The following is a 19,744-nucleotide window of genomic DNA, read 5'->3' on the forward strand; positions in this document are numbered from 1 at the left end:
CGGCGGCCCGGTCTCCCCCGGCGTCGTCCCCGGAGCCCTCGCTCCCGCCCTGCGTCGCCTACGGCGCCGCACTGCGGCGTCACCCCGGGGCGCCGCTGTACGCGGTGCCCGGCACGCCTCCGACGCACCGCTGCGCCGGCCCCCGGACGCGACCCGTCCCGGAGTCGGCGCCGAGAGGAACCCCCGATGCGCCTGCCACGCGTACTGTCCCTGCTGGTCCCCGCCGTCGCGCTCGCCGTACTGGCGGCCGGCTGCGCCGCCCCCGGCGAGTCGTCGTCGGGCGGCGGGGAGAACGGGTCCCGCACCGTCCGCATCGGCGTCTCCGACGGCGCCGAGCCCTACTGGAACGTGTTCAAGGACAAGGCCACCGCAGAGGGCATCACCGTCGAGCTGGTCAACTTCACCGACTACAACCAGCCCAACCCGGCGCTCGCCCAGGGCCAGCTGGACCTCAACCAGTTCCAGCACCTCCAGTACCTGGCCAACTACAACGTGCAGAACGACGACACCCTGGTCCCGATCGGCGCGACGGCGGTGTACCCGCTGCCGCTGTACTCCACGAAGCACGCCGACCTCGCGCAGATCCCGCAGGGCGGGCAGGTCGTCATCCCGAACGACGCCGTGAACCAGGCCCGCGCGCTGAACGTCCTGCAGTCCGCCGGGCTGCTGCGGCTCACCGACGGCGGCACGACGACCTCCACCCCGGCCGACATCGACGCGGCCGCGTCGAAGGTCCGGGTCACCCCGGTCGACGCGGCGCAGACCGCGGCGAACCTGACGAGCGCCGACGCCGCGATCGTCAACAACAACTACGCGCAGTCGGCGAACCTGACCCCGGACCAGGTCGTCTACTCCGAGGACCCGGACTCGGAGAAGGCGAAGCCCTACATCAACCTGTTCGTCGCCCGCGCCGACCAGAAGGACGACCCGGCCTACGCGACGCTGGTGCGGATCTACCACGACCCGCAGGTCCTCGACGCCGCCCGCCGGGACCTCGGCGACGGCGGCGTGTTCCGGGACAACTCCCCGGCCGACCTGCAGCAGACCCTGGCCGGCATCGAGCAGCAGCTGCGGTCCCGCTGATGGCGGCGCCGGTGATCTCGTTCTCGGGCGCGACCCGCACCTTCGCCGCCCGGCGGGGCCCGGGCGTCACCGCCGTCGACGGCGTCGACCTCGACATCGCCGAGGGCGGGATCACCGGCGTTATCGGCTGGTCCGGCGCGGGCAAGTCGACGCTCGTCCGGATGATCAACGCCCTGGAGCTGCCGACCTCGGGGACCGTCACCGTGCGCGGGCGGGTCACCTCGGAGCTGTCCGAGCGCGGCCTGGCCGAGCTGCGCGGCGAGGTCGGGATGATCTTCCAGCAGTTCGCGCTGATGAACTCCCGCACCGTCGCCGGCAACGTCGGCTACCCGCTGGCCGTCGCGGGCCGGTCCCGCGAGCAGCGCCGGGCCCGGGTCGCGGAGCTGCTGGAGTTCGTCGGCCTCTCCGAGCTCGCCGGGCGCTACCCGGCCCGGCTGTCGGGCGGGCAGAAGCAGCGGGTCGGGATCGCCCGCGCGCTCGCGACGTCGCCGTCGATCCTGCTCGCCGACGAGGCGACCAGCGCGCTGGACCCGGAGACGACCCGGGAGGTGCTCGCCCTGCTGCGCCGGGTCAACCGCGAGCTGGGCACCACCGTCGTCGTGATCACCCACGAGATGGAGGTCGTCGCGGAGATCTGCGACCGGGTCGTGGTGATGGAGCGGGGCGCGGTCATCGAGGACGGCGACGTCTACGACGTGTTCGCCGCGCCGTCGCACCCGGCGACCCGGCGGTTCGTGCACGGCGTGCTGCAGGACGTCCCGTCCGACGAGACCCTCGACCGGCTGCGGGCCCGCCACCCCGGCCGGCTGGTGACCGTCGCCGTGGGCGGGCCCGGCTCCGGGGCCGCCGACGCCCAGGACGCGATCTCCCGGGTGCCCGCCGCGCACGGGGTCCGCGCGACGGTGGTGCACGGCGGCATCCGGGAGCTCTCCGAGCGCCCGGTCGGCAGCCTGACCCTGGAACTGACCGGTGCCGACGCGGCCGTGCAGGCCTGCGTCGACGAGCTGTCCCGGGCCACCCGGGTGACGGAGCGGACCACGTGAACAACGACTGGGCGACGCTGCAGCCGGTGCTGTGGCTGTCGGTGCTCCAGACCGCCTACATGGTGTTCTGGACGATGCTGCTGGCGGGCGCGCTCGGGCTGCTGCTCGGCGTCGCGCTGCACACCACCCGGCCCGGCGGCCTGTACGCCCACCGCGGCGTGTTCGGCGTACTGAACGTGCTGGTCAACATCGTGCGCCCGATCCCGTTCATCATCTTCATCACCGCGGTCGGTCCGCTGACGCTGATCGTGATGGGCACGACCATCGGCACCCGGTCGGTGCTGTTCCCGATGGTCGCGATGGCGACGTTCTTCATCGGGCGCATCGTCGAGCAGAACCTGGTGTCGGTGGACCCGGCCGTCGTCGAGGCGGCCAGGGCGATGGGCGCGAGCCGGTTCCGGATCGTGTGGAGCGTGCTGGTGCCCGAGGCGCTGGCGCCGCTGGTGCTCGGCTACACCTTCGTCTTCGTCGCGGTGGTCGACATGTCGGCGATGGCCGGCTACGTCGGCGGCGGCGGCCTGGGCGACTTCGCGATCTCCTACGGCTACCAGCAGTTCGACTGGCCGGTGACGCTGCTGACCGTCGCGATCATCGTGGTCGTCGTGCAGTGCGCGCAGCTGCTCGGGAACACCCTGGCCCGGAGGGTGTTGCACCGGTAGGAGCCACGTCGGGAGGACACGCATGCCACGCAAGCAGATCCACCTCGCCGCCCATTTCCCGGGCGTCAACAACACGACGGTGTGGAGTGACCCGGCGTCCGGCAGCCACATCGACTTCTCCTCGTTCGCGCACTTCGCGCGGACCGCGGAGCGGGCGAGGTTCGACTTCCTGTTCCTCGCCGAGGGGCTGCGCCTGCGCGAGCACCGCGGCGAGATCTACGACCTCGACGTGATGGGCCGGCCGGACACCTTCACGGTCCTGAACGCACTGGCCGCGGTCACCGACCGGCTCGGCCTGGCCGGGACGATCAACTCCACCTTCACCGAGCCCTACGACGTCGCCCGCCAGTTCGCCTCGCTCGACCACCTGTCCGGCGGCCGCGCGGCCTGGAACGTGGTGACCTCGTGGGACGCGTTCACCGGCGAGAACTTCCGCCGCGGTGGCTTCCTCCCGAAGGAGAAGCGCTACTCCCGGGCCAAGGAGCAGCTGGCCGCGACCGCCGCGATCTGGGACTCGCGCACCGGCCCCGACGACCGCGGGGAGTTCGCGTACACCTCCGACCAGTTCGACGTGCACGGCCGGTTCTCGCTGCCGCGCAGCCCGCAGGGCCGCCCGGTGATCCTGCAGGCGGGTGACTCCGAGGAGGGGCGCGAGTTCGCCGCCGCGTCGGCCGACGCGATCTTCTCCCGGCACGCCGAACCGGAGGCCGGACGCGCGTTCCTCGCCGACGTGAAGGGCCGCCTCGCCCGCTACGGCCGGGCGTGGGACGACCTGAAGATCCTGCCCGCCGCGACGTACGTGCTGGGCGACACCGACGCCGAGGCCGCCGAGCTCGCCGAGGTGATCCGCTCCCAGCAGGTCAGCCCGCAGACCGCGATCGTGTTCGCCGAGCAGCTGTGGAACACCGACCTGTCCGGGCGCGACCCGGACGGCCCGCTGCCGGAGTTCGACCCCGTCGAGGGCGAGCTCGTGTCGAAGGGCCGCGCCAGCGTGCGCCAGTACCGGGACCCGAAGGCCGTCGCCGACCAGTGGCGCGCCCTCGCCGCGGAGAAGAACCTGTCGCTGCGCGAGACGGTGATCGAGGTGACCGGGCGGCACACCTTCGTCGGGAGCCCGCGGACGGTCGCCGACGCGATCGACGACGCCGTGCAGTCCGACGCCGCGGACGGCTACGTGCTGGTCCCGCACGTCACCCCGGGCGGGCTCGACGAGTTCGCCGACCGGGTCGTGCCGCTGTTGCAGGAGCGCGGGTCGTTCCGCACCGAGTACGCCGGAACGACGCTGCGCGAGCACCTCGGGCTCCCGGCCGTCCGCTCGACGACCGACCCGACCGAGGCGGCGACGGCGGCCCCCTCCGCGACCTGACCGCGCGGGTCAGGTGCGCTCGTCGTCGCGGCCCTCGGCCTGCTCCCGGGCGGCGTTCTCCCGGTGCGCACGGACGGCGATCCAGGCCATCGCGGCCGGGATCCCGAGCAGCAGCCCGAACGACAGCAGCCCGGCGACCCAGTCGCCCGGCACGATCACCAGCACGATCACGGTGATCGCGACGGCCTGCAGGATCCGGTCCGCGCGACCGCCCGCGGCGCGCGTGGGCCGGTGCGGTGCGGTCAGCTCGGTGTCCAGCTCCGGGTCGGAGCGGCGCAGCTCCTGTTCGAGACCGGAGAGCCGGAGCTCCTCGTCGCGGTCCAGGGGGCGCGCCACCGGGCGTGGGTCGGGGTCGCCGGTCCCGCCGCCGGGCGACGGCGGCGGCAGGGGCGGGGGTGTGACGGACATCGTGACCTCCTCGGTGCCACCGACCGGGTTCCCGCTCCCGGGGGCAGTCATCCGGGATGTGCGGTAGACGTCACCGATCCTACCGAAACGGACATACTCCCGCCGCTGCACGCGGTAGGCCCCGGCGGCAGGATCACCCGCATGGAACGCTGGACCGATCTCGTCGAACGCCACGACCCCGCCGGAGTCCTCGACCGGCTCGACGGACGGCCCGCCCACGAGATCGCCGACGCGCTGGCCCGGATGGAACCGGTCGACGCGGGCTGGGTGTTCCGGCTGCTCGGCAAGGACCGCGCGCTCGACGTGTTCGAGGAGCTCGACCCGGTCGACCAGCAGGAGCTGCTGGCGGGGCTGCGCGACGACGCGGTGACCGCCCTGGTCGAGGACATGGACCCCGACGACCGCGCCCGGATGCTCGGCGAGGCGCCGGCCAAGGTCGCGAACCGGGTGCTGGCCGGGCTGTCGGCCGGGGAACGGTCGATGACCGCGGCGCTGCTCGGCTACCCCGACGGCTCGGTCGGGCGGGTGATGACGCCCGAGACCGTCGCCGTGCCGCTGCACAGCACCGTGACCGAGGCGCTGGCCGTCGTGCGGCGCAAGGGCGCGCAGGCCGAGACCGTGTACACCCTCGCCGTCACCGACGCCGGACGCCGGGTGACCGGCACCGTCTCGCTGCGCGACCTGGTGCTGGCCCGGCCGGACGTCGCCGTCGCCGAGCTCGTCGACGACGGGGCCCCGCGGGTGCGGGCCACCGACGCCGCCGAGGACGCCGCCCGCCTGATGGGCGAGGCGAACCTGCTCGACCTGCTGGTCGTCGACTCCGAGGACCGGCTGCTGGGCCTGCTCACCATCGACGACGCCGTCGAGATCCTGGAGCGCGCCGACACCGAGGACGCCGCCCGCCAGTCCGGTGCGGCGCCGTGGTCGGGCCACTACATGTACGTGCGGGTCACGAAGCTGGCGCGCACCCGCGCGGTGTGGCTGGCGGTGCTGCTGCTCGCCGCGGTGCTGACGGTCAACGTGCTGCAGATCTTCGAGGACGCACTCGAGCAGGTCACCGCGCTGGCGCTGTTCATCCCGCTGCTCGTGGGCACCGGCGGCAACGCGGGTGCCCAGTCCGCGTCGGCGGCGGTCCGGGCGATCGCCGTCGGGGAGGTGCGCCTGGCCGACCTGCCCGCCGTGGTGTGGCGGGAACTGCGGGTCGGGCTGCTGCTGGGCACCCTGCTCGGTGCGCTCGGGCTGGCCGTCGCGTCGCTGCTGGTCGGGGTCCAGGTCGCCGTCGTGGTGGCGGTGACGCTGGTGGCGATCTGCGGCTGGGCGGCGACGGTCGGCGCGACGATGCCGTTGCTGGCCCGCCGGGTCGGGATCGACCCGGCGGTGGTGTCCGCTCCCCTGGTCACGACGCTCGTCGACGCGACCGGGCTGCTGATCTACTTCTCGGTCGCCCGGGTGGTGCTGGGGATCTGACCCGCGTCCACGGTCGCGTCGTCCGCGCCGTCGGTGTCGGGTCCGGCGACCTCCGGGGAGTCCGCACCGTCCCCGGCGTCCGCAACGCGGCGCCGGGAGACGACCAGGCTCGCGACGGCGGCGACGGCGATCGTCCCGGTGATGACCAGCAGCGACAGCCAGATCGGCACCTCGGGCACCGGCACCGGCTGCCCGTCGTTGATGAACGGCACGTTGTTCTCGTGCAGCGCGTGCAGGGTCAGCTTCACGCCGATGAACGCCAGGATCACCGCGAGGCCGTGCGCCAGGTAGATCAGGCGCTCCAGCAGGCCGCCGATGAGGAAGTACAGCTGGCGCAGGCCGAGCAGGGCGAAGGCGTTCGCGGTGAACACCAGGAACGGCTCCTGGGTGAGGCCGAAGATCGCCGGGATCGAGTCGAACGCGAACAGCAGGTCGGTCAGCCCGATCGCGACGATGACCAGCGCCATCGGGGTGAGGAGCCGCTTGCCGTCGACGCGGGTGACGAGCTTCGCGCCGTCGTACTCGGTGGAGGTCGGCAGCACCTTGCGGACCAGGCGGATCAGCTTCGAGTCACCGGCGTCGGCCTGCTCGTGGTCGTCCGACGACATCGCCTCGCGGATCTGGGACCAGGCGAGCCAGAACAGGATGACCGCGAACAGGTAGAAGACCGCGACGAACTGCTCGATGATCACGGCGCCGACCGCGATGAACGCACCGCGCATGACGATCGCGATCGCGATGCCGATCAGCAGCACCTTCTGCTGGTGCACCTTCGGCACCGCAAAGCTGGTCATGATCAGCAGGAAGACGAACAGGTTGTCGACCGACAGGGCCTTCTCGGTCAGCCAGCCGGCCATGTACTCGCCGCCGTACTGCCAGCCCGAGAAGACACCGACGCCGACGCCGAACAGCAGGGCGATCGCGATGTAGCCGGCCGACCAGATCGCCGACTCGCGCAGCGTGGGCTCGTGCGGGTCGCGGGCGTGCCCGACGAAGTCGAACACGAGCATGCCGACGACGACGGCGAGCGTCGCCAGCCACACCCAGAGGGGAACGTTCATGGCGGGGTCCTCCAGCGCAGGTAGGGGCGCTGAAGGTCTCCTCCGCCCGCCGCGGTGACCGCGGTGGACCGGCGCAACCGGGACCGGCTCGGGCCGGTGCCGTGATGACGGCGACGCCGTGTTCGGGAGTACTCCCCTTCGACTGTGCAGAACGCTAGGGCATGACCCCGGGTTCCGACAGTGGGAGGTACGCGAGCCTCGTCACATCTGTCCGTTTCCGCCGATGATCTCCCGGCGGGCGGCGCCGTCGCCGTGGGCCCGCAGGGTGGCCGCGAGACCGGCGAGCGTGGCGCGGTCGGTGTCGTCGTGCACGGCGATCGAGAACTCGCAGTCGGTGACCAGGTCGCCGAAGCGGTCGAGCAGCCGCGCGCCGATCTCGTCGTGGGTGCCGATGACGGCGAAGCGGTCCAGCACGTCGTCGTCGACCAGGGCGGGCAGCTCCTCCCAGCGCTGCTGCTTCGACAGCTGCTGGGCGTGCGCGGCGAGGTCGTCGAGGCCGAGGTGGGAGAACGCCCGGACGTAGCCGGGGGTGGAGGCGTAGAAGGCGATCCGGGCCCGGGCGTCACGGATCCGGGTCTCCAGCTCCGCGTCGGTACGGGCGGTCGCGACCAAGGGTTTCATCGCGACCCGGAAGTCGGCCAGCGACCGGTCCCCCGCGCCGCGGCGGACCGCGGGGAGCATGACCTCGCGGATGTAGGACGGCGTGCACACCGGGTGCGGCCGGACGCCGTCGGCGACCTCGCCCGCGACCCGGCACAGGTAGGGGTTGACCGCGGCCAGGTGCACCGGGATCGCGGGGTGCGCGATGGGACCGGGGTCGAACAGCGGCACCATCAGCGACAGGTCGTAGTGCTCGCCGTGGAACTCCAGCGGGGTGCCGTGCTGCCAGCAGTCCCAGACCGCGCGGACGGCGCCGACGTACTCGCGCATCCACGGTCCCGGCGGGTGCCACTGCATGCCGTAGCGGCGGCGCACGTGCCCGCGGACCTGGGTGCCCAGGCCGAGGGTGAACCGGCCACCGGACAGCTTCTGGATGGTCCAGGCCGACAGCGCGGTGACCGTGGGGCTGCGCGGGAACGCGATCGCCACCGCCGTCCCCAGGCGCAGCCGGGTGGTCGCCTGCGCGGCCAGCGCCATCACGACGAACGGGTCGTCCTTGGTCTCCTCGACGACGAGCCCGCCGTAGCCGACCTCCTCCAGGAGCGCGGCGTCCGCGGCGACGGAGGCCAGGTCGAGGGTCCGTTCGGGGGCCCGCAGGCCCGGGTCCACCTTGCCCAGCGGCAGCAGCGTCTCCAGGTGCACGGACCCTCCCGGTGGCCGACGACGACGTCCCGGGGCCGACCCTAGATCGTCAGCCCGCGGCGAGCCGGACGGTCGCGGCGTCGCGGGCCGGCTGCACCGGACGCGGGGCGGCGGGCAGCCTGCGGACGGCGGCGCGGGCCGTCGCGGAGGCGGCCGCCCGCGCGGCGGCCGGGCGGACCGGCGCGGCCCCGGTCCCGGCCGGACGGGTCACGACGGGCAGCGGGCCGGTGCCCGACACGCGCGGCGCCGGGAACGTCGCGGCGGCGACGTGCGCGGGCCGCGCCGGCTCCTCGGGCAGGACCGGCGGCACCGGCGTCGCCGGGCCGACCGCGTGCACCGCGACGGCCGGCAGCGGCCGGGCCGGGGCGGGCGCGTCACGGAACGGCGTCGGGACCGGCGACGGCCGGGTGTGCCCGCTCCCCCGCTCCAGGCGCTCGCAGCGCTCCCGGCCCCGGCCCGCCACCCGCGCGGCCAGCCGCAGCGCGGTGCGCGGCGCCTCCAGGTAGCCGACCAGCGCCCGGTACACCCATCCCGGCGCGGACAGCGTGCGGCCGCGGGCGAGGTCGTCGAGCGAGCGGCGCACGACGTCGCGGGGGGCGAGCCACAGCGGGCCCTGCGGGTCGTCGTCGGTCCGGATCCGGCCCGCGGTGACCGCGGTGACGGTGACGCCGGTGCCGTGCAGCGACGCCGCGACGGTGTCGCTGAACGCCAGCACCCAGGACTTCGACGCGCCGTAGGCGTTGCCGCCCGAGGCCAGGTACCCGGCGAAGCTCGCGATGTTGAGCACGCCGCCGCGGCCGCGGGCGGTCATCGCCGGGACCGCGGCGCGGGTGAGGCGCATCAGGGCCGTCACGTTGAGGTCGATCTCGCCGGTCAGCGCCTCGACCGGCGCCTCGGCGAACACCGCGTCGGTCTCGACGCCGGCGTTGTTGACCAGCAGCTCGATCGGCAGGTCCCGGTCGGTGATCCGGCGCTCGACGGCGGCCAGCCCGGCCGGGTCGGTGAGGTCGGCGGGCAGGATCTCGACGATGGCGCCGGTGGCGCGGCCGACCCGCTCGGCGACGTCGGCGAGGCGGGCGGCGTCGCGCGCCACGAGGACGACGGACCATCCGCGCTCGGCGAGCTCGTGGGCGTAGACGGCGCCGAGCCCGCGGCTCGCTCCGGTGACCAGTGCAGTCGGCATGTCGACGACGCTAGGGACGGTTCGCTGTGGCGCCCCTGAGAACGCCCGCCCCGCTGAGAGCCCGCTGAGACCGTCCCGGGCCCGGCGGTACGGTCGGGGCCGCACGGTCGAGGGGAGGTGGTGTCGTGCAGCAGATCGGTGAGGTGGCCACGCGGGTCGGGCTGTCGCTGCGCACCATCCGGCACTGGGACGAGCTGGGGCTGGTCACGCCGTCGGCCCGCAGCACCGGCGGCTTCCGTCTCTACACCGAGGACGACGTCGAGCGCCTGCGGTTCGTCAAGACGCTCAAGCCGCTCGACCTCGGCCTGGACCAGATCCGCGCGCTGATGGCGGTGATCGACGGCGCCCGCGCCGACCTCGACGCGGGCCGCCCGGTCGGCGACGACGCCCGGGACCGGCTGGCGCTCTACCGCACCGCCGCCGAGTCGCGGATCGAGGCGCTGCACGCCCGGATCCACGGGCTGGAGCTGCTCTCCCGCGAGCTGCGGGCGCTGTCCGAGCCGCGGACCGGCGACGCGGACGACTAGCGCGGCGACGGCAGTCCGCGCACCGCGCCGAGGTCCTCGGGCACGTCGACGTGGCGCCACAGGTCGTCCAGCCCGGTCAGCGGGCGGTCCGGCAGGGCGGCGTCGAGCACCTCGTGCAGGCGGGCCCTGGCGTCCTCGGCGCGGGCCGCGGCCAGCAGCGCCGCACGGGGCACCGGACCGTGGCCGAACAGCTCACCCACGAAGTCCAGCACCTCGACCCGGGTGACCGGTACCCGATCGGGGTCGGCGGGACGGTCGTCCTGACCCACGGCACCCTCCTCTCGCCGCCGGGACGGCCCGGGAAGTGCACCGGCCGGGCCGCCGGAGGACCGGACTCTACCCTCACACGCGGGGAGGGTTGGCCGACCCGCCCGACGAGCGGCACGCTCCGTTGCCCGCCGTAACACCATCTGGGCTAACGTGCGCGGCCATCCGCACCAACCAGCGGTGGTCGATCAAGCCGAGGAGGCCCCTGTGGCAGGTAAGTTCGAGGTGTACGAGGACCGGGGCGGGAAGTTCCGGTTCCGACTGAAGGCGAGCAACGGGCAGGTCGTCGCCGTCGGCGAGGCCTACGAGAGCAAGTCGGCCGCCCACAAGGGCTGCGAGGCGGTCCAGCGCGCCGCCGAGGGCGCCACCGTCGTCGAGACCGACGCCTGAGCGGACCTGCCGGGGCCGGTGTCGCGGCCCCACCGGCAGCCCGCCGGACGCGTCCGGTCCGTGACGGGTCGGACCGCGCCCGGCGGGCACGCGCCTCCGCCGCGGTGCTGCAGGCGTCCGAGCGGGACGGCTCGACGACCGCGGGTCCCGCTCCGATCCCGACGCCTTGCGGCGGGCCGGCACGACGGTGTTCGTGACACCTCCGCGCGCCCGGGGCTGAGCGGCGCCGGGGCGTACCCGATCGAGTTGTGGACCATCGAGCCCGGAGTTACCGTGGATTCTCACAGACCCGGGCGCACGGGAGACACCGCCGAGGCGGTCCCGCCCGTCCACCGGGACGTACGAGATCCGTTCAACCATGCAGCGGACCCCGCACCTGCCATCGGCGATTGCGAGGGACCATGCGCAGTCCCACCCTCCCCATCCGTCCCGCGGAACGCACCCGCGACGGCCGTCGGGGCTACGACGACCTCATCCCCGATCTCGACCAGCTGGCCGCGACCCCGCGGGACGCACCGGGCCGGGCCGCGTTGCGCGAGCACGTGATCAGCGAGTTCCGCCCGCTGGTCCGCAACCTGTCCCGGCGCTTCGCCGCCCCCGGCCGGGGCGTCGAGGACATCGAGCAGGCCGGCATGCTCGGCCTGGTCAAGGCGGTCGACCGCTACGACCCGGCGTCGGCGACCGGCGGTCCGCTCGGCTACCTGGTGCCGAGCATCCGCGGCGAGATGAAGCGCCACCTGCGCGACTACTCGTGGGCGGTGCGGGTGCCGCGCGACCTCAAGGAGCTCGCCGTCACCGTCGGCCGGATCGCCGACGAGATGGGGCAGCGGCTCGGTCGTCCGCCCCGCCCGTCGGAGATCGCGGCCGAGGCGGGCGTGCCGGTCGGCGAGGTGGTCGACGCGCTCGGTGCCCTCGAGTCGCACCACGCGAGGTCGCTGGACGCCCCGGTCGGCGACAGCGGCTCCGGTGAGGACCTGTCGCTCGCCGAGCGGATGGGGTCCGAGGACCCGGCGCTGGACCTGGCCGCGCACGGCCCGGGGATGCGCGCGGCGCTCAACGAGCTGCCCGAGCGGGAGCGGCGGATGCTGGTCCTGCGCTTCTACGGCGACCGGACCCAGTCCCAGATCGCCGCCGAGCTGGGCATCTCGCAGATGCACGTCTCACGGCTGCTGTCCCGGACCCTGGCGCGGCTGCGCGAACGGCTGGCCGAGGACTGAGGGCGGCCAGGTCCGACGCGGACACCGCGCGGACGGCCGGCCCCGTCGAGGTCCGACCCGGTACGCGGACGGGCCCGGCCCCCGCTCGGGGTGCCGGGCCCGTCGGCGTCGTGCGGGTGGGTCAGGCGGTCGCGCCCTCCGGGTGCACCGGGTGCCTCCCCTCGGCGAACTCCTCGATCAGCTTCGCGCAGAACGCGTCGAGGTCGTCGGGGTTGCGGCTGGTGACCAGGCCCTTGTCGTTGACGACCTGCTCATCGACGACGGTCGCGCCCGCGTTGCGCAGGTCGGTCCGGATGCTCGGGAACGACGTGAGGGTGCGGCCCTTCACCACGTCGGCCTCGACCAGCGTCCACGGGCCGTGGCAGATCGCGCCGACCGGCTTGCCCGCGGTGAAGAAGGCCTTCACGAACGCCACCGCGGTGGCGTCGGCCCGGAGGTTGTCCGGGTTCACGGTGCCGCCGGGCAGCACCAGGGCGTCGTAGTCGTCGGCGGACACGTCCGCGACGGCCCGGTCGACGTCGAGCTTCTCGTCCGGGTTGATGTCGGCCGACATCGACTGGATCGGGTCCGTGGACAGCGAGACCACCTCGACCCGGGCGCCGGCCTTCTGGAGCTCCTCGCGGGGCTGGACCAGCTCGACCTTTTCGACGCCGTCCGCGGCCAGGATCGCGACGGTCCGGCCCTGCAGTTCGTTCGCCACCGTGGGGTCCTCCTCGGTCTCGTGCTCGTGCGTTGTCCCCTCCCGGCTTCCCGCTGTGCGCACGATCAATCGCGCACGACGGCACCGGACTCTGTCGCCGTCCGCCGCGCCGGGTTACGCTCCCACCTGAGTAGCGCAGCGATACCCAGGAGGCGGGGATGGACGCACGGACGGCGGCGGCGTCCCAGGTGTGCTCGGTGGCCCGCACCGCGGCGCTGCTGGCCGACCCCTGGACGGTGCTGCTCGTGCGCGACCTCGGCCGCGGGGTCACCCGCTTCGACGAGCTGGCCCGCGGCCTGGGCGTCGCACGCACCGTCCTGAGTCGACGGCTGTCCGAGCTGGTCGGCGACGGCGTCGTCGAACGGGTGGACTACCGCGAGCCCGGCGCCCGGACCCGCGCCGAGTACCGCCTGACCCGTCGCGGCCGCGACCTGGGCGTGGTCCTGGCCGCGCTCATGGACTTCGGCGACCGGCACCTCGCCGGCGACGCCGGCCCGCCCGTGGTCCGCGTGCACACCGGCTGCGGCGCCCCGGTCCGCCTGGTGAGTGTGTGCACCGCCGGACACCGCCTGGGCCGCGCCGACGACGTCCACCTCGAACCGGGCCCCGGAGCCCCCGTCACCGAGCAGGAGCCACGATGACCTCCGCAGCAGAACCCACGACCGGACCGGCCACCACGCGCCGCCGCGAGCACGAGTGGACCGACCCGATGGAGCTCGCCGCCGCCGCGTCCGGTCTGGACGGACTGGAGTACCTGCGCCGGATCGTCGACGGCCGCCTCCCCGGGGCGCCCATCGCGAGCCTCGTCGGGTTCCGTGCCGTCTCCGCCGAGCACGGGCGCGTCGCGTTCGCCTTCGAACCCGGCGAGCACCAGTACAACCCGATCGGCTCGGTGCACGGCGGGGTGTACGCCACGCTGCTCGACTCCGCCTGCGGGTGCGCGGTGCACTCCACGCTCCCCGCCGGGACCGGCTACACCAGCCTGGACCTGTCGGTGCGCTTCCTGCGCCGGATCACCGTCGACACCGGCACCGTGAACTGCACCGGCCACGTCGTGCAGGCCGGGCGCCGCACCGCGCTGGCCCGGGCCGAGCTGACCGACGCCGAGGGCCGACTGCTGGGCGAGGCCACGTCGAGCTGCCTGATCCTGTCCGGCGGCTGAGCCCGCCTCAGCACGGCGCGACCGGGCCCCGGGTCGGCGCGCCCCCGGAACGGTCGGCTCAGCGCGGCGCGACCGGGCCCTGGGTCGGCGCGGTGCCGGAGCGGTCGGCGCGCTGCGCGGCCTCCACACAGGTCACGGCGCGGACCGCGCCGGCCGCGTCCGGGCCGGTGGCGTAGAGCGACGGCCCGGGGAGCTCGGGGGTGAGGGCACGCGCGTCGTCGGTGACGGCGGCGAAGCCCTGCCGCCCCCACACCCACACGGCGCGGTCCCCGGCGCCGCGCAGCGTGCCGGTGATCGGCGCCGAGACGAACGTGAGGTCCCCGTCGGTCGCGGTGAACCGGTCGGCGCCGGGCACCGCACCGAGCGGGAGCGCCCCGGACAGCGCGTCGACGAGGGTCCCGCGGGCGGGGGTGCACGAGCGCAGCGCGGCGGCCGGGTCGTCGACGGCGAGCCGGGCGAACTCGGTGGCCGGGTCGATCTCGCGGGACGCGCGCGCCTCCCCCGGTGCGACGAGCGCGCCGAACCCGACGACGACGGCGGCCAGCACACCGGCACCCACCAGCAGGACCCCGGCACACCAGGCGACGGTCCGCAGGACCACCGACCCGGATCCGCTCATGGCACCAATCTATCCGCGTGCGGGCCCATCGGCCCCGCGGAAACATGATCGGTTACCGAGCGGTGACACCGGCCGGGTCGCGCACGACCCCGATCGGGTCGGCACGGTTCCGTTCCACATTCGTGTGGGGTAATGCGCGGAATGCGATCACCGGACCATTCCGTCACCACCGGTATGCATTCTCCTACCGAACGTGACCGTGGCCGTGACTGGCGTGGTCGTGGTTGTGGTCGTGACCGGCCGGGCGGGCGGCGAGGCCCGCGGCGCGGGTGGACACGTCGTCCCCGTCCAGCCGGCCCGCGGCGACGAGCGCGTCCTCGCAGGCGGCGAGCCAGCAGCCGTAGTAGGGGGCGGTGGGGTCGGCGGCGATCCGCGCGACCAGCCGGTCGCGGAAGCCGTCCCAGGTGAACACCCCCGCCTCGGCGAGCGCGACGGCCAGCCCGAACGCGCGTCCCTCCCAGGGCGCGGCGAACACCAGCTCGCCGTTGGCGCGCGGCGGGGCGGCGGGGCCCGCGACGTCGAGCAGCGGAGCGCTCACGACGGCGCCACCGCCTCGGCGACCCCGACCATCGCGTCCCGCCCGACCAGCCCGGCGAGCTGCTCGGCGGTGAGCCCGTCGGTGCCCGCGGGGCGGCGCGGCAGCACCAGGTAGCGGACCTCGGCCGAGGAGTCCCACACCTCGATCCGCCGCTCCGGGGGCACGTCGAGCCCCATCTCGGCGAGCACGGTCCGCGGCTCCCGCACGACCCGGGCGCGGTAGGCGGGGTCCTTGTACCAGCTCGGGGGCAGCCCGAGGACCGGCCACGGGTAGCAGGAGCACAGCGTGCAGACCACGACGTGGTGCACCTGCTCGGTCTGCTCCAGCACCACCATGTGCTCGCCCTGCGGTCCGGTGAACCCGAGCGAGGCGATGGCCGCGGTGCCGTCGCGCAGCAGCCACTCCCGGAACCGCGGGTCGGTCCAGGCGCGGGCGACGACCGTCGCGCCGTTGAGCGGGCCGACGTCGCGTTCGTAGGTGCGCACGAACCCGTCGACGACGGCCGGGTCCACCAGCCCCCGTTCGACCAGCAGCTCCTCCAGCGCCGCGGTGCGCAGCGCCGGACCGGGATCGTCGTCGGTCATCGTGGCTCCAGGTAGGACTCGAACAGGTCGGCGTGCACGGTGACGTGCGGGTCCGCGCCGGGGCCCCACACGTCGGGCGCGGCGAACGCGACGGTGTACACGTGCTCGGGGTGCTCACCGGCGAACACCGCGTGGGTGTCGGGCAGCACGTGTGCGGGCCGGACCGCGGTCACGGCGCCGGGCCTCCCGCGCAGGTAGCGGGGCAGCTTGCACGGCCCGCGGCCGACCGGGCCCGCCGACGGCGCGGGCGGGGCGACGTCCGGGGGCTCGCGGCGCGCGCGGACCGGGTCGCCGGGGGCGAAGCGCGGGGCGGCCTCGACGGTCCGCAGCGACCCGGGCGCGGTGGGCGCGTAGTCGGGCTTCGCGACCGGAGGGTCGGCCGGCTCGGGCACGTCCTCGCCGCGACCGCGCCGGGCCCGTGCCTCCACCGCGCCGGGCGCCAGGACGCCCGAGTCGACGAGCATCAGCTCGGCGGCGTGCAGCCAGCGGCCGTAGTAGCCGTCGTCGAGGTAACGGGTGCGGTCCAACCGGGACAGTGCGTGCCGGAACGCGTCCAGGTTGCGCCCGGAGATCCGGCCCATGGTCAGCGCGGTCATGGCGAACGCCCGCCCCTCCCAGGGCCGGGCGAAGGGCGGCTCGGGCTCGACGTCGGGCGGGGCGACGACCCGCCCCCAGCCCGTCGTCCCACCCAGGTCGGCCGGGTCGGCGGATCCGTCCACTCAGGACCCTAGGGCGAGGACGTTGCAGACGTCGCCGCGTCCGCCGGTCGAGGTCAGGCCGCGCTGCGAGCGGATCCGCTCGGCGAGGAACGCCGCGTCGGCGCCCACCCCGGAGAACCGCCCGGACCCCCAGGTCCACTGCCAGGGCAGGCCGAGGAAGAACAGACCGGGGACGCCCGTCGCGCCGCGGCTGTGCACGGGCGAGCCGCGGCCGGTGAACACGCCCAGGTCGATCCAGGAGAAGTCCTGCCGGAACCCGATGCACCAGACCACCGAGGTGATCCCGGTGCCGGCCAGCGCCAGCTCGGTGACCTCGCGCTCCGGGCGCCACACCGGGGTGTAGCGCTCCTCGACCGGGGCGTCGATCCCCTCGTCGGCGATCCAGCCGTCGATGGTGTCCTTGATGGACTCGCTGACCTCGTCGGCGTGGTCCAGTGAGGACTCCAGGTCGGGGGCGAAGGTGAGGCTCCCCCCGGTGTGGTCGGTGAGCGCGCCGTAGAGCCGCATGCCCTCGGCGGCGAAGCGGCGCAGGTCGATGTCGCGACCACCGTCGCGGCCGGTCACGTAGTGGTTGGCCTGGGCGCGCACGGCCTCGCGGCGCGGGTGCCGGGTCACCGGCATCCGGTAGTAGCCCATCTCGTCGAGCCAGTCGGTGACGTCACGGCCCCGGTAGAAGCGGGCCACCCGCGGCGCGTGCCCGACGACGAGGTGCACCCTGCGCCCCTCCAGGTGCAGGTCCTCGGCGATCTGGGCGCCGGACTGCCCCGACCCGACCACCAGCACCTCCCCCGGCGGCAGCTGCCCGGGGTTGCGGTAGTCCTGGGACCCGATCTGCGTGATGCCGGCCGGCAGCGGCTCGGACAGCGGCGGGGTGAGCGGCGTGTGGTACCCGCCGGTGGCGACGACGACCTGGTCGGCGGTGCACGTCCCGGCGGAGGTCTGCACGACGAAGGTCCCCCGCTCGTCGCGGTGCAGCCGGGTCACCGCGACGCCCTCGAGCAGCGGCGGGTCGACGAACGCCCGGTAGGCCTCCAGGTAGTCGACGATCTCGCCGCGGACCATGAACCCGTGCGGGTCCGGCCCGGCGTAGGGGAAGTCCGGCAGGTCGCACTGCCAGTTCGGCGTGACCAGGCTGAACGTGTCCCAGCGGTGCCGCTTCCAGGAGGAGGCGACGACGTCGCGTTCGAGCACGAGGTGGTCGATGCCGCGCACGTCCAGGCAGCGGCTCATCGACAGCCCCGCCTGCCCGCCGCCGACGACGACCACCGTCCGGTGCTCGCCGTCCAGCCGGGCGGGCGGGGTGCGCCGGTCCTCGCGCCGGATCACCGCGGTCATGGGGCCTCCTCGTGGGGGGATCAGGGGAACGGCCCCACGGTCGACCCGTCGTATTACCGGATCGTGTCGTTCGGACGACGGGAGCATTGCCCCGTGTTACGCAACACGACGGTCACACAAGGCGGATCCGGAATTGTCGTCGTAGTCCGCTCTCAATGTTCCGGCAACAGATCACTGGTGTCGTAGTGCTCGCCGGAAACGGTGGGACCCGATTCCATCGCATTCTCCCTCCCCCGGCGCTCCCACGCACCCGTATTCCCGGCGTGGATCCGTCACACCACGAGGAGCATTCCCATGACCAGCGCCGAGCTGTCCGACATCGAGAAGAAGAGCCTCGAGGAGATCCCGCACCCCTCGCTGCCCGAGGGTTCGAGCATCTACGGCGGGACGAAGGTCTTCCCGGACCTGCAGGCCGAGGACGGCGAGACCTACTTCACCCTGGTGCACGGCATCGCGCACGAGTCCTCGGTCAGCTTCGTGGCCGTGCTGCAGGCGACCCGTGCGCTGCGCAAGGGATTCGAGTCGGCCATGTACTTCTACGGTCCCGGCTCGCTGAACTGCCTGGCCACCCGCGGTTTCCCGACGACCGGCACGTCCGCGTTCCCCGGAGAGCACAACATCAACGACCAGCTCAAGACGTTCATGAGCGAGGGCGGCAAGGTGTTCTGCTGCCGCTTCGGGCTGTCGCTGCACGGTGCCCGCGAGGAGGACCTGATCGAGGGCGTCATCCCGACGCACCCGCTCGACGTCCAGGACGCGCTCATCCACTACGCCCGCAAGGGCGCGATCATCAACTCGACCTACCAGCTCTGACGACGACGGGACGCCATCGTGTCCCGGATCCGTCCCGGGATGCGGCCCGGTGCCTCGGCCACGGGCTGCATCCCGGCGGGTCCGGGCGCGGGCGGTCCCGTCCCCGCCGTACCCGGCCCGTCGCATCCCCGGAGGTCCGCCCGCATGTCCGCACCGTCCCGTACCGAGCCCGGTCTGCGGGCCCGCGCCGAGCTCGCCGTCCGCGGCGTGGCGCTCGACCCCGACACCGGCACCGGGCCGGACCGGCCCTCCGGCGTGACCGACCTGGGCTCGGTCATCCCGCTGCGCCGCCCCGGCGGGGCGGGCCCGTCCGCCGACGGGCACGTCCTCGTCGACGGGCTGGCGACCACCGTCCCGATCGTCGCCGACTCCCCGTACCGGCTGCGGGACGGGCGGCTGCTGCGCCGCGAGCCCGGCGGCGGCGTGACCGACATGGGCGTCGCGGTCGACACCGTCGCCCGGCCGGCGTTCTACGACCTCACCACCGCCGACGGCGTGCCCTACGAGAAGATCGCCCGCCTGCACGGCGACGACGTGCTCGCCTCCACGGTGGTGCAGACCTGCGTGCGCTACGGCGAGGCCGACCGCTGCCGGTTCTGCGCGATCGAGCAGTCACTGGCCTCCGGTGCGACGACGGCGGTGAAGACCCCCGACCAGCTCGCCGAGGTCGCCGAGGCCGCGGTCCGCCTGGACGGGGTGCGCCAGATGGTGCTGACCACCGGCACCTCCAACGGCCGGGACCGCGGCGCCCGGCACCTGCTGCGCTGCGTGCGCGCGATCCGCGAGCGCGTCCCCGCGCTGCCGGTCCAGGTCCAGTGCGAGCCGCCCGCCCCCGACGACCTCGGTGTGCTCGCCGAGCTGGCCGCCGCGGGCGCCGACGCGATCGGCATCCACGTCGAGTCCCTCGACGACGACGTCCGGCGCCGCTGGATGCCCGGCAAGGCCACCGTCCCGCTGTCCCAGTACCGGGCGGCCTGGGACGAGGCCGTGCGGGTGTTCGGCCCGAACGCCGTGTCGACCTACCTCATCGTCGGCCTCGGCGAGGACCCCGACGAGCTCGTCGCCGGCGCCGCGGAGCTGGTCGCGGCCGGGGTGTACCCGTTCGTCGTCCCCTACCGGCCGCTGCCCGGCACCCTCGCCTTCGCCGACGGGGTGCCCGCCCCCGACCCGGACCTGCTCGCCGACGTCACCGGCCGGGTCGCCGCGGTGCTCCGCGCCGCCGGGATGCGCGGCGCCGACCAGGCCGCCGGCTGCGCGGCCTGCGGGGCGTGCAGCGCGCTGTCCGCGGCGGGGGGCTGAGC

General features: G+C 74.4%; 23 protein-coding genes. 12 read left to right on the top strand and 11 right to left on the bottom strand.

From position 1 onward, the window contains the following. The first annotated feature begins 186 nt into the window (after positions 1-186). The 4 genes from DMP17_RS37110 to DMP17_RS37125 are packed head-to-tail and all read left to right on the top strand — an operon-like array spanning position 187 to position 4,151. Positions 187-1,083 (top strand): MetQ/NlpA family ABC transporter substrate-binding protein, encoded by an 897-nt coding sequence (locus DMP17_RS37110; RefSeq protein ID WP_226366337.1) that lies wholly within the window; start codon positions 187-189, stop codon positions 1,081-1,083. After that, the gene (locus tag DMP17_RS37115) at positions 1,083-2,126 is read left to right on the top strand and encodes a methionine ABC transporter ATP-binding protein (RefSeq protein WP_337831957.1); all 1,044 of its coding nucleotides are present in this window, start codon (positions 1,083-1,085) and stop codon (positions 2,124-2,126) included. The genes DMP17_RS37110 and DMP17_RS37115 overlap by 1 nt, the downstream gene beginning before the upstream one ends. Beyond that, entirely contained in the window at positions 2,123-2,785 is a 663-nt protein-coding gene (locus tag DMP17_RS37120) for a methionine ABC transporter permease (RefSeq protein WP_337831958.1), read from the top strand. The genes DMP17_RS37115 and DMP17_RS37120 overlap by 4 nt, the downstream gene beginning before the upstream one ends. A gap of 22 nt (positions 2,786-2,807) precedes the next feature. Next, positions 2,808-4,151, top strand: a complete 1,344-nt coding sequence (locus tag DMP17_RS37125; RefSeq protein WP_226357955.1) for an NtaA/DmoA family FMN-dependent monooxygenase — start codon at positions 2,808-2,810, stop codon at positions 4,149-4,151. A 9-nt stretch (positions 4,152-4,160) separates the two neighbouring features. On the opposite strand, the gene DMP17_RS37130 is transcribed toward DMP17_RS37125, so the two are convergent. After that, a complete protein-coding gene (locus DMP17_RS37130) occupies positions 4,161-4,559 on the bottom strand; it encodes a DUF3040 domain-containing protein (protein ID WP_157818269.1) in 399 nt (132 codons plus the stop codon). A 141-nt stretch (positions 4,560-4,700) separates the two neighbouring features. On the opposite strand from DMP17_RS37130, the gene mgtE reads away from it, so the two are divergent. Further along, entirely contained in the window at positions 4,701-6,026 is a 1,326-nt protein-coding gene (mgtE, locus tag DMP17_RS37135) for a magnesium transporter (protein WP_226357957.1), read from the top strand. On the opposite strand, the gene DMP17_RS37140 is transcribed toward mgtE, so the two are convergent. The 3 genes from DMP17_RS37140 to DMP17_RS37150 form a co-directional block, all read right to left on the bottom strand. Beyond that, positions 5,990-7,087, bottom strand: coding sequence for a TerC family protein (locus DMP17_RS37140; RefSeq protein WP_337831959.1), 1,098 nt, complete (start codon positions 7,085-7,087; stop codon positions 5,990-5,992). The genes mgtE and DMP17_RS37140 overlap by 37 nt on opposite strands. Before the next feature lie 201 nt (positions 7,088-7,288). Continuing rightward, positions 7,289-8,389 (bottom strand): TIGR03617 family F420-dependent LLM class oxidoreductase, encoded by a 1,101-nt coding sequence (locus DMP17_RS37145; protein WP_337831960.1) that lies wholly within the window; start codon positions 8,387-8,389, stop codon positions 7,289-7,291. A 49-nt stretch (positions 8,390-8,438) separates the two neighbouring features. Further along, positions 8,439-9,572: an SDR family NAD(P)-dependent oxidoreductase gene (locus DMP17_RS37150; RefSeq protein ID WP_337831961.1), complete on the bottom strand. Its 1,134-nt coding sequence runs from the start codon at positions 9,570-9,572 to the stop codon at positions 8,439-8,441. A 125-nt stretch (positions 9,573-9,697) separates the two neighbouring features. On the opposite strand from DMP17_RS37150, the gene DMP17_RS37155 reads away from it, so the two are divergent. Then, positions 9,698-10,099, top strand: coding sequence for a MerR family transcriptional regulator (locus tag DMP17_RS37155; RefSeq protein WP_062396303.1), 402 nt, complete (start codon positions 9,698-9,700; stop codon positions 10,097-10,099). On the opposite strand, the gene DMP17_RS37160 is transcribed toward DMP17_RS37155, so the two are convergent. Further along, the gene (locus DMP17_RS37160; protein ID WP_226357961.1) at positions 10,096-10,368 is read right to left on the bottom strand and encodes a hypothetical protein; all 273 of its coding nucleotides are present in this window, start codon (positions 10,366-10,368) and stop codon (positions 10,096-10,098) included. The genes DMP17_RS37155 and DMP17_RS37160 overlap by 4 nt on opposite strands. 205 nt (positions 10,369-10,573) lie before the next feature. On the opposite strand from DMP17_RS37160, the gene DMP17_RS37165 reads away from it, so the two are divergent. Together DMP17_RS37165 and DMP17_RS37170 are read left to right on the top strand one after the other, a co-directional pair. After that, positions 10,574-10,756, top strand: coding sequence for a YegP family protein (locus DMP17_RS37165; RefSeq protein ID WP_178374004.1), 183 nt, complete (start codon positions 10,574-10,576; stop codon positions 10,754-10,756). Positions 10,757-11,157: 401 nt separating this feature from the next. Continuing rightward, positions 11,158-11,973 (top strand): sigma-70 family RNA polymerase sigma factor, encoded by an 816-nt coding sequence (locus DMP17_RS37170; protein ID WP_337831962.1) that lies wholly within the window; start codon positions 11,158-11,160, stop codon positions 11,971-11,973. A gap of 121 nt (positions 11,974-12,094) precedes the next feature. Here the strand turns inward: DMP17_RS37170 and DMP17_RS37175 are convergent, their stop codons facing one another. After that, positions 12,095-12,673, bottom strand: a complete 579-nt coding sequence (locus DMP17_RS37175; RefSeq protein WP_337831963.1) for a type 1 glutamine amidotransferase domain-containing protein — start codon at positions 12,671-12,673, stop codon at positions 12,095-12,097. A 158-nt stretch (positions 12,674-12,831) separates the two neighbouring features. On the opposite strand from DMP17_RS37175, the gene DMP17_RS37180 reads away from it, so the two are divergent. Both DMP17_RS37180 and DMP17_RS37185 read left to right on the top strand, forming a co-directional pair. After that, complete coding sequence (locus tag DMP17_RS37180) at positions 12,832-13,314, top strand: winged helix-turn-helix transcriptional regulator (protein WP_337831964.1); 483 nt, start codon at positions 12,832-12,834, stop codon at positions 13,312-13,314. Further along, complete coding sequence (locus tag DMP17_RS37185; protein ID WP_337831965.1) at positions 13,311-13,835, top strand: PaaI family thioesterase; 525 nt, start codon at positions 13,311-13,313, stop codon at positions 13,833-13,835. Before DMP17_RS37180 ends, DMP17_RS37185 begins: the two co-directional genes overlap by 4 nt. 58 nt (positions 13,836-13,893) lie before the next feature. On the opposite strand, the gene DMP17_RS37190 is transcribed toward DMP17_RS37185, so the two are convergent. From DMP17_RS37190 to DMP17_RS37210, 5 genes are all read right to left on the bottom strand, one after another. Beyond that, positions 13,894-14,454, bottom strand: a complete 561-nt coding sequence (locus DMP17_RS37190) for a hypothetical protein (protein ID WP_226357967.1) — start codon at positions 14,452-14,454, stop codon at positions 13,894-13,896. 184 nt (positions 14,455-14,638) lie between these two features. Continuing rightward, on the bottom strand, positions 14,639-14,992 hold the full coding sequence (locus tag DMP17_RS37195) for a nitrile hydratase accessory protein (RefSeq protein WP_337831966.1): 354 nt from the start codon (positions 14,990-14,992) through the stop codon (positions 14,639-14,641). Next, on the bottom strand, positions 14,989-15,576 hold the full coding sequence (nthA, locus tag DMP17_RS37200) for a nitrile hydratase subunit alpha (protein ID WP_337831967.1): 588 nt from the start codon (positions 15,574-15,576) through the stop codon (positions 14,989-14,991). The genes DMP17_RS37195 and nthA overlap by 4 nt, the downstream gene beginning before the upstream one ends. Continuing rightward, complete coding sequence (locus DMP17_RS37205) at positions 15,573-16,295, bottom strand: SH3-like domain-containing protein (protein ID WP_337831968.1); 723 nt, start codon at positions 16,293-16,295, stop codon at positions 15,573-15,575. Before DMP17_RS37205 ends, nthA begins: the two co-directional genes overlap by 4 nt. After that, on the bottom strand, positions 16,296-17,630 hold the full coding sequence (locus DMP17_RS37210; protein WP_337831969.1) for an MSMEG_0569 family flavin-dependent oxidoreductase: 1,335 nt from the start codon (positions 17,628-17,630) through the stop codon (positions 16,296-16,298). 294 nt (positions 17,631-17,924) lie between these two features. Here DMP17_RS37210 and DMP17_RS37215 point away from each other — a divergent pair, with 294 nt between their 5' ends. Both DMP17_RS37215 and DMP17_RS37220 read left to right on the top strand, forming a co-directional pair. Further along, positions 17,925-18,443: an MSMEG_0572/Sll0783 family nitrogen starvation response protein gene (locus DMP17_RS37215; protein WP_226357972.1), complete on the top strand. Its 519-nt coding sequence runs from the start codon at positions 17,925-17,927 to the stop codon at positions 18,441-18,443. Positions 18,444-18,587: 144 nt separating this feature from the next. Continuing rightward, positions 18,588-19,742, top strand: coding sequence for an MSMEG_0568 family radical SAM protein (locus DMP17_RS37220; RefSeq protein ID WP_226366353.1), 1,155 nt, complete (start codon positions 18,588-18,590; stop codon positions 19,740-19,742). The last annotated feature ends 2 nt before the right edge of the window (positions 19,743-19,744 follow it).

It is taken from the genome of Pseudonocardia sp. TMWB2A (genome assembly GCF_017312135.1).

Coding starts and splice junctions, on each gene's coding strand:
- DMP17_RS37110 (WP_226366337.1), top strand. CDS start 187: ATGCGCCTGCCACGCGTACTGTCCCTGCTGGTCCCCGCCGTCGCGCTC.
- DMP17_RS37150 (WP_337831961.1), bottom strand. CDS start 9,572: ATGCCGACTGCACTGGTCACCGGAGCGAGCCGCGGGCTCGGCGCCGTC.
- DMP17_RS37140 (WP_337831959.1), bottom strand. CDS start 7,087: ATGAACGTTCCCCTCTGGGTGTGGCTGGCGACGCTCGCCGTCGTCGTC.
- DMP17_RS37215 (WP_226357972.1), top strand. CDS start 17,925: ATGACCAGCGCCGAGCTGTCCGACATCGAGAAGAAGAGCCTCGAGGAG.
- DMP17_RS37220 (WP_226366353.1), top strand. CDS start 18,588: ATGTCCGCACCGTCCCGTACCGAGCCCGGTCTGCGGGCCCGCGCCGAG.
- DMP17_RS37125 (WP_226357955.1), top strand. CDS start 2,808: ATGCCACGCAAGCAGATCCACCTCGCCGCCCATTTCCCGGGCGTCAAC.
- nthA (WP_337831967.1), bottom strand. CDS start 15,576: ATGACCGACGACGATCCCGGTCCGGCGCTGCGCACCGCGGCGCTGGAG.
- DMP17_RS37115 (WP_337831957.1), top strand. CDS start 1,083: ATGGCGGCGCCGGTGATCTCGTTCTCGGGCGCGACCCGCACCTTCGCC.
- DMP17_RS37190 (WP_226357967.1), bottom strand. CDS start 14,454: ATGAGCGGATCCGGGTCGGTGGTCCTGCGGACCGTCGCCTGGTGTGCC.
- DMP17_RS37180 (WP_337831964.1), top strand. CDS start 12,832: ATGGACGCACGGACGGCGGCGGCGTCCCAGGTGTGCTCGGTGGCCCGC.
- DMP17_RS37210 (WP_337831969.1), bottom strand. CDS start 17,630: ATGACCGCGGTGATCCGGCGCGAGGACCGGCGCACCCCGCCCGCCCGG.
- mgtE (WP_226357957.1), top strand. CDS start 4,701: ATGGAACGCTGGACCGATCTCGTCGAACGCCACGACCCCGCCGGAGTC.
- DMP17_RS37130 (WP_157818269.1), bottom strand. CDS start 4,559: ATGTCCGTCACACCCCCGCCCCTGCCGCCGCCGTCGCCCGGCGGCGGG.
- DMP17_RS37185 (WP_337831965.1), top strand. CDS start 13,311: ATGACCTCCGCAGCAGAACCCACGACCGGACCGGCCACCACGCGCCGC.
- DMP17_RS37170 (WP_337831962.1), top strand. CDS start 11,158: ATGCGCAGTCCCACCCTCCCCATCCGTCCCGCGGAACGCACCCGCGAC.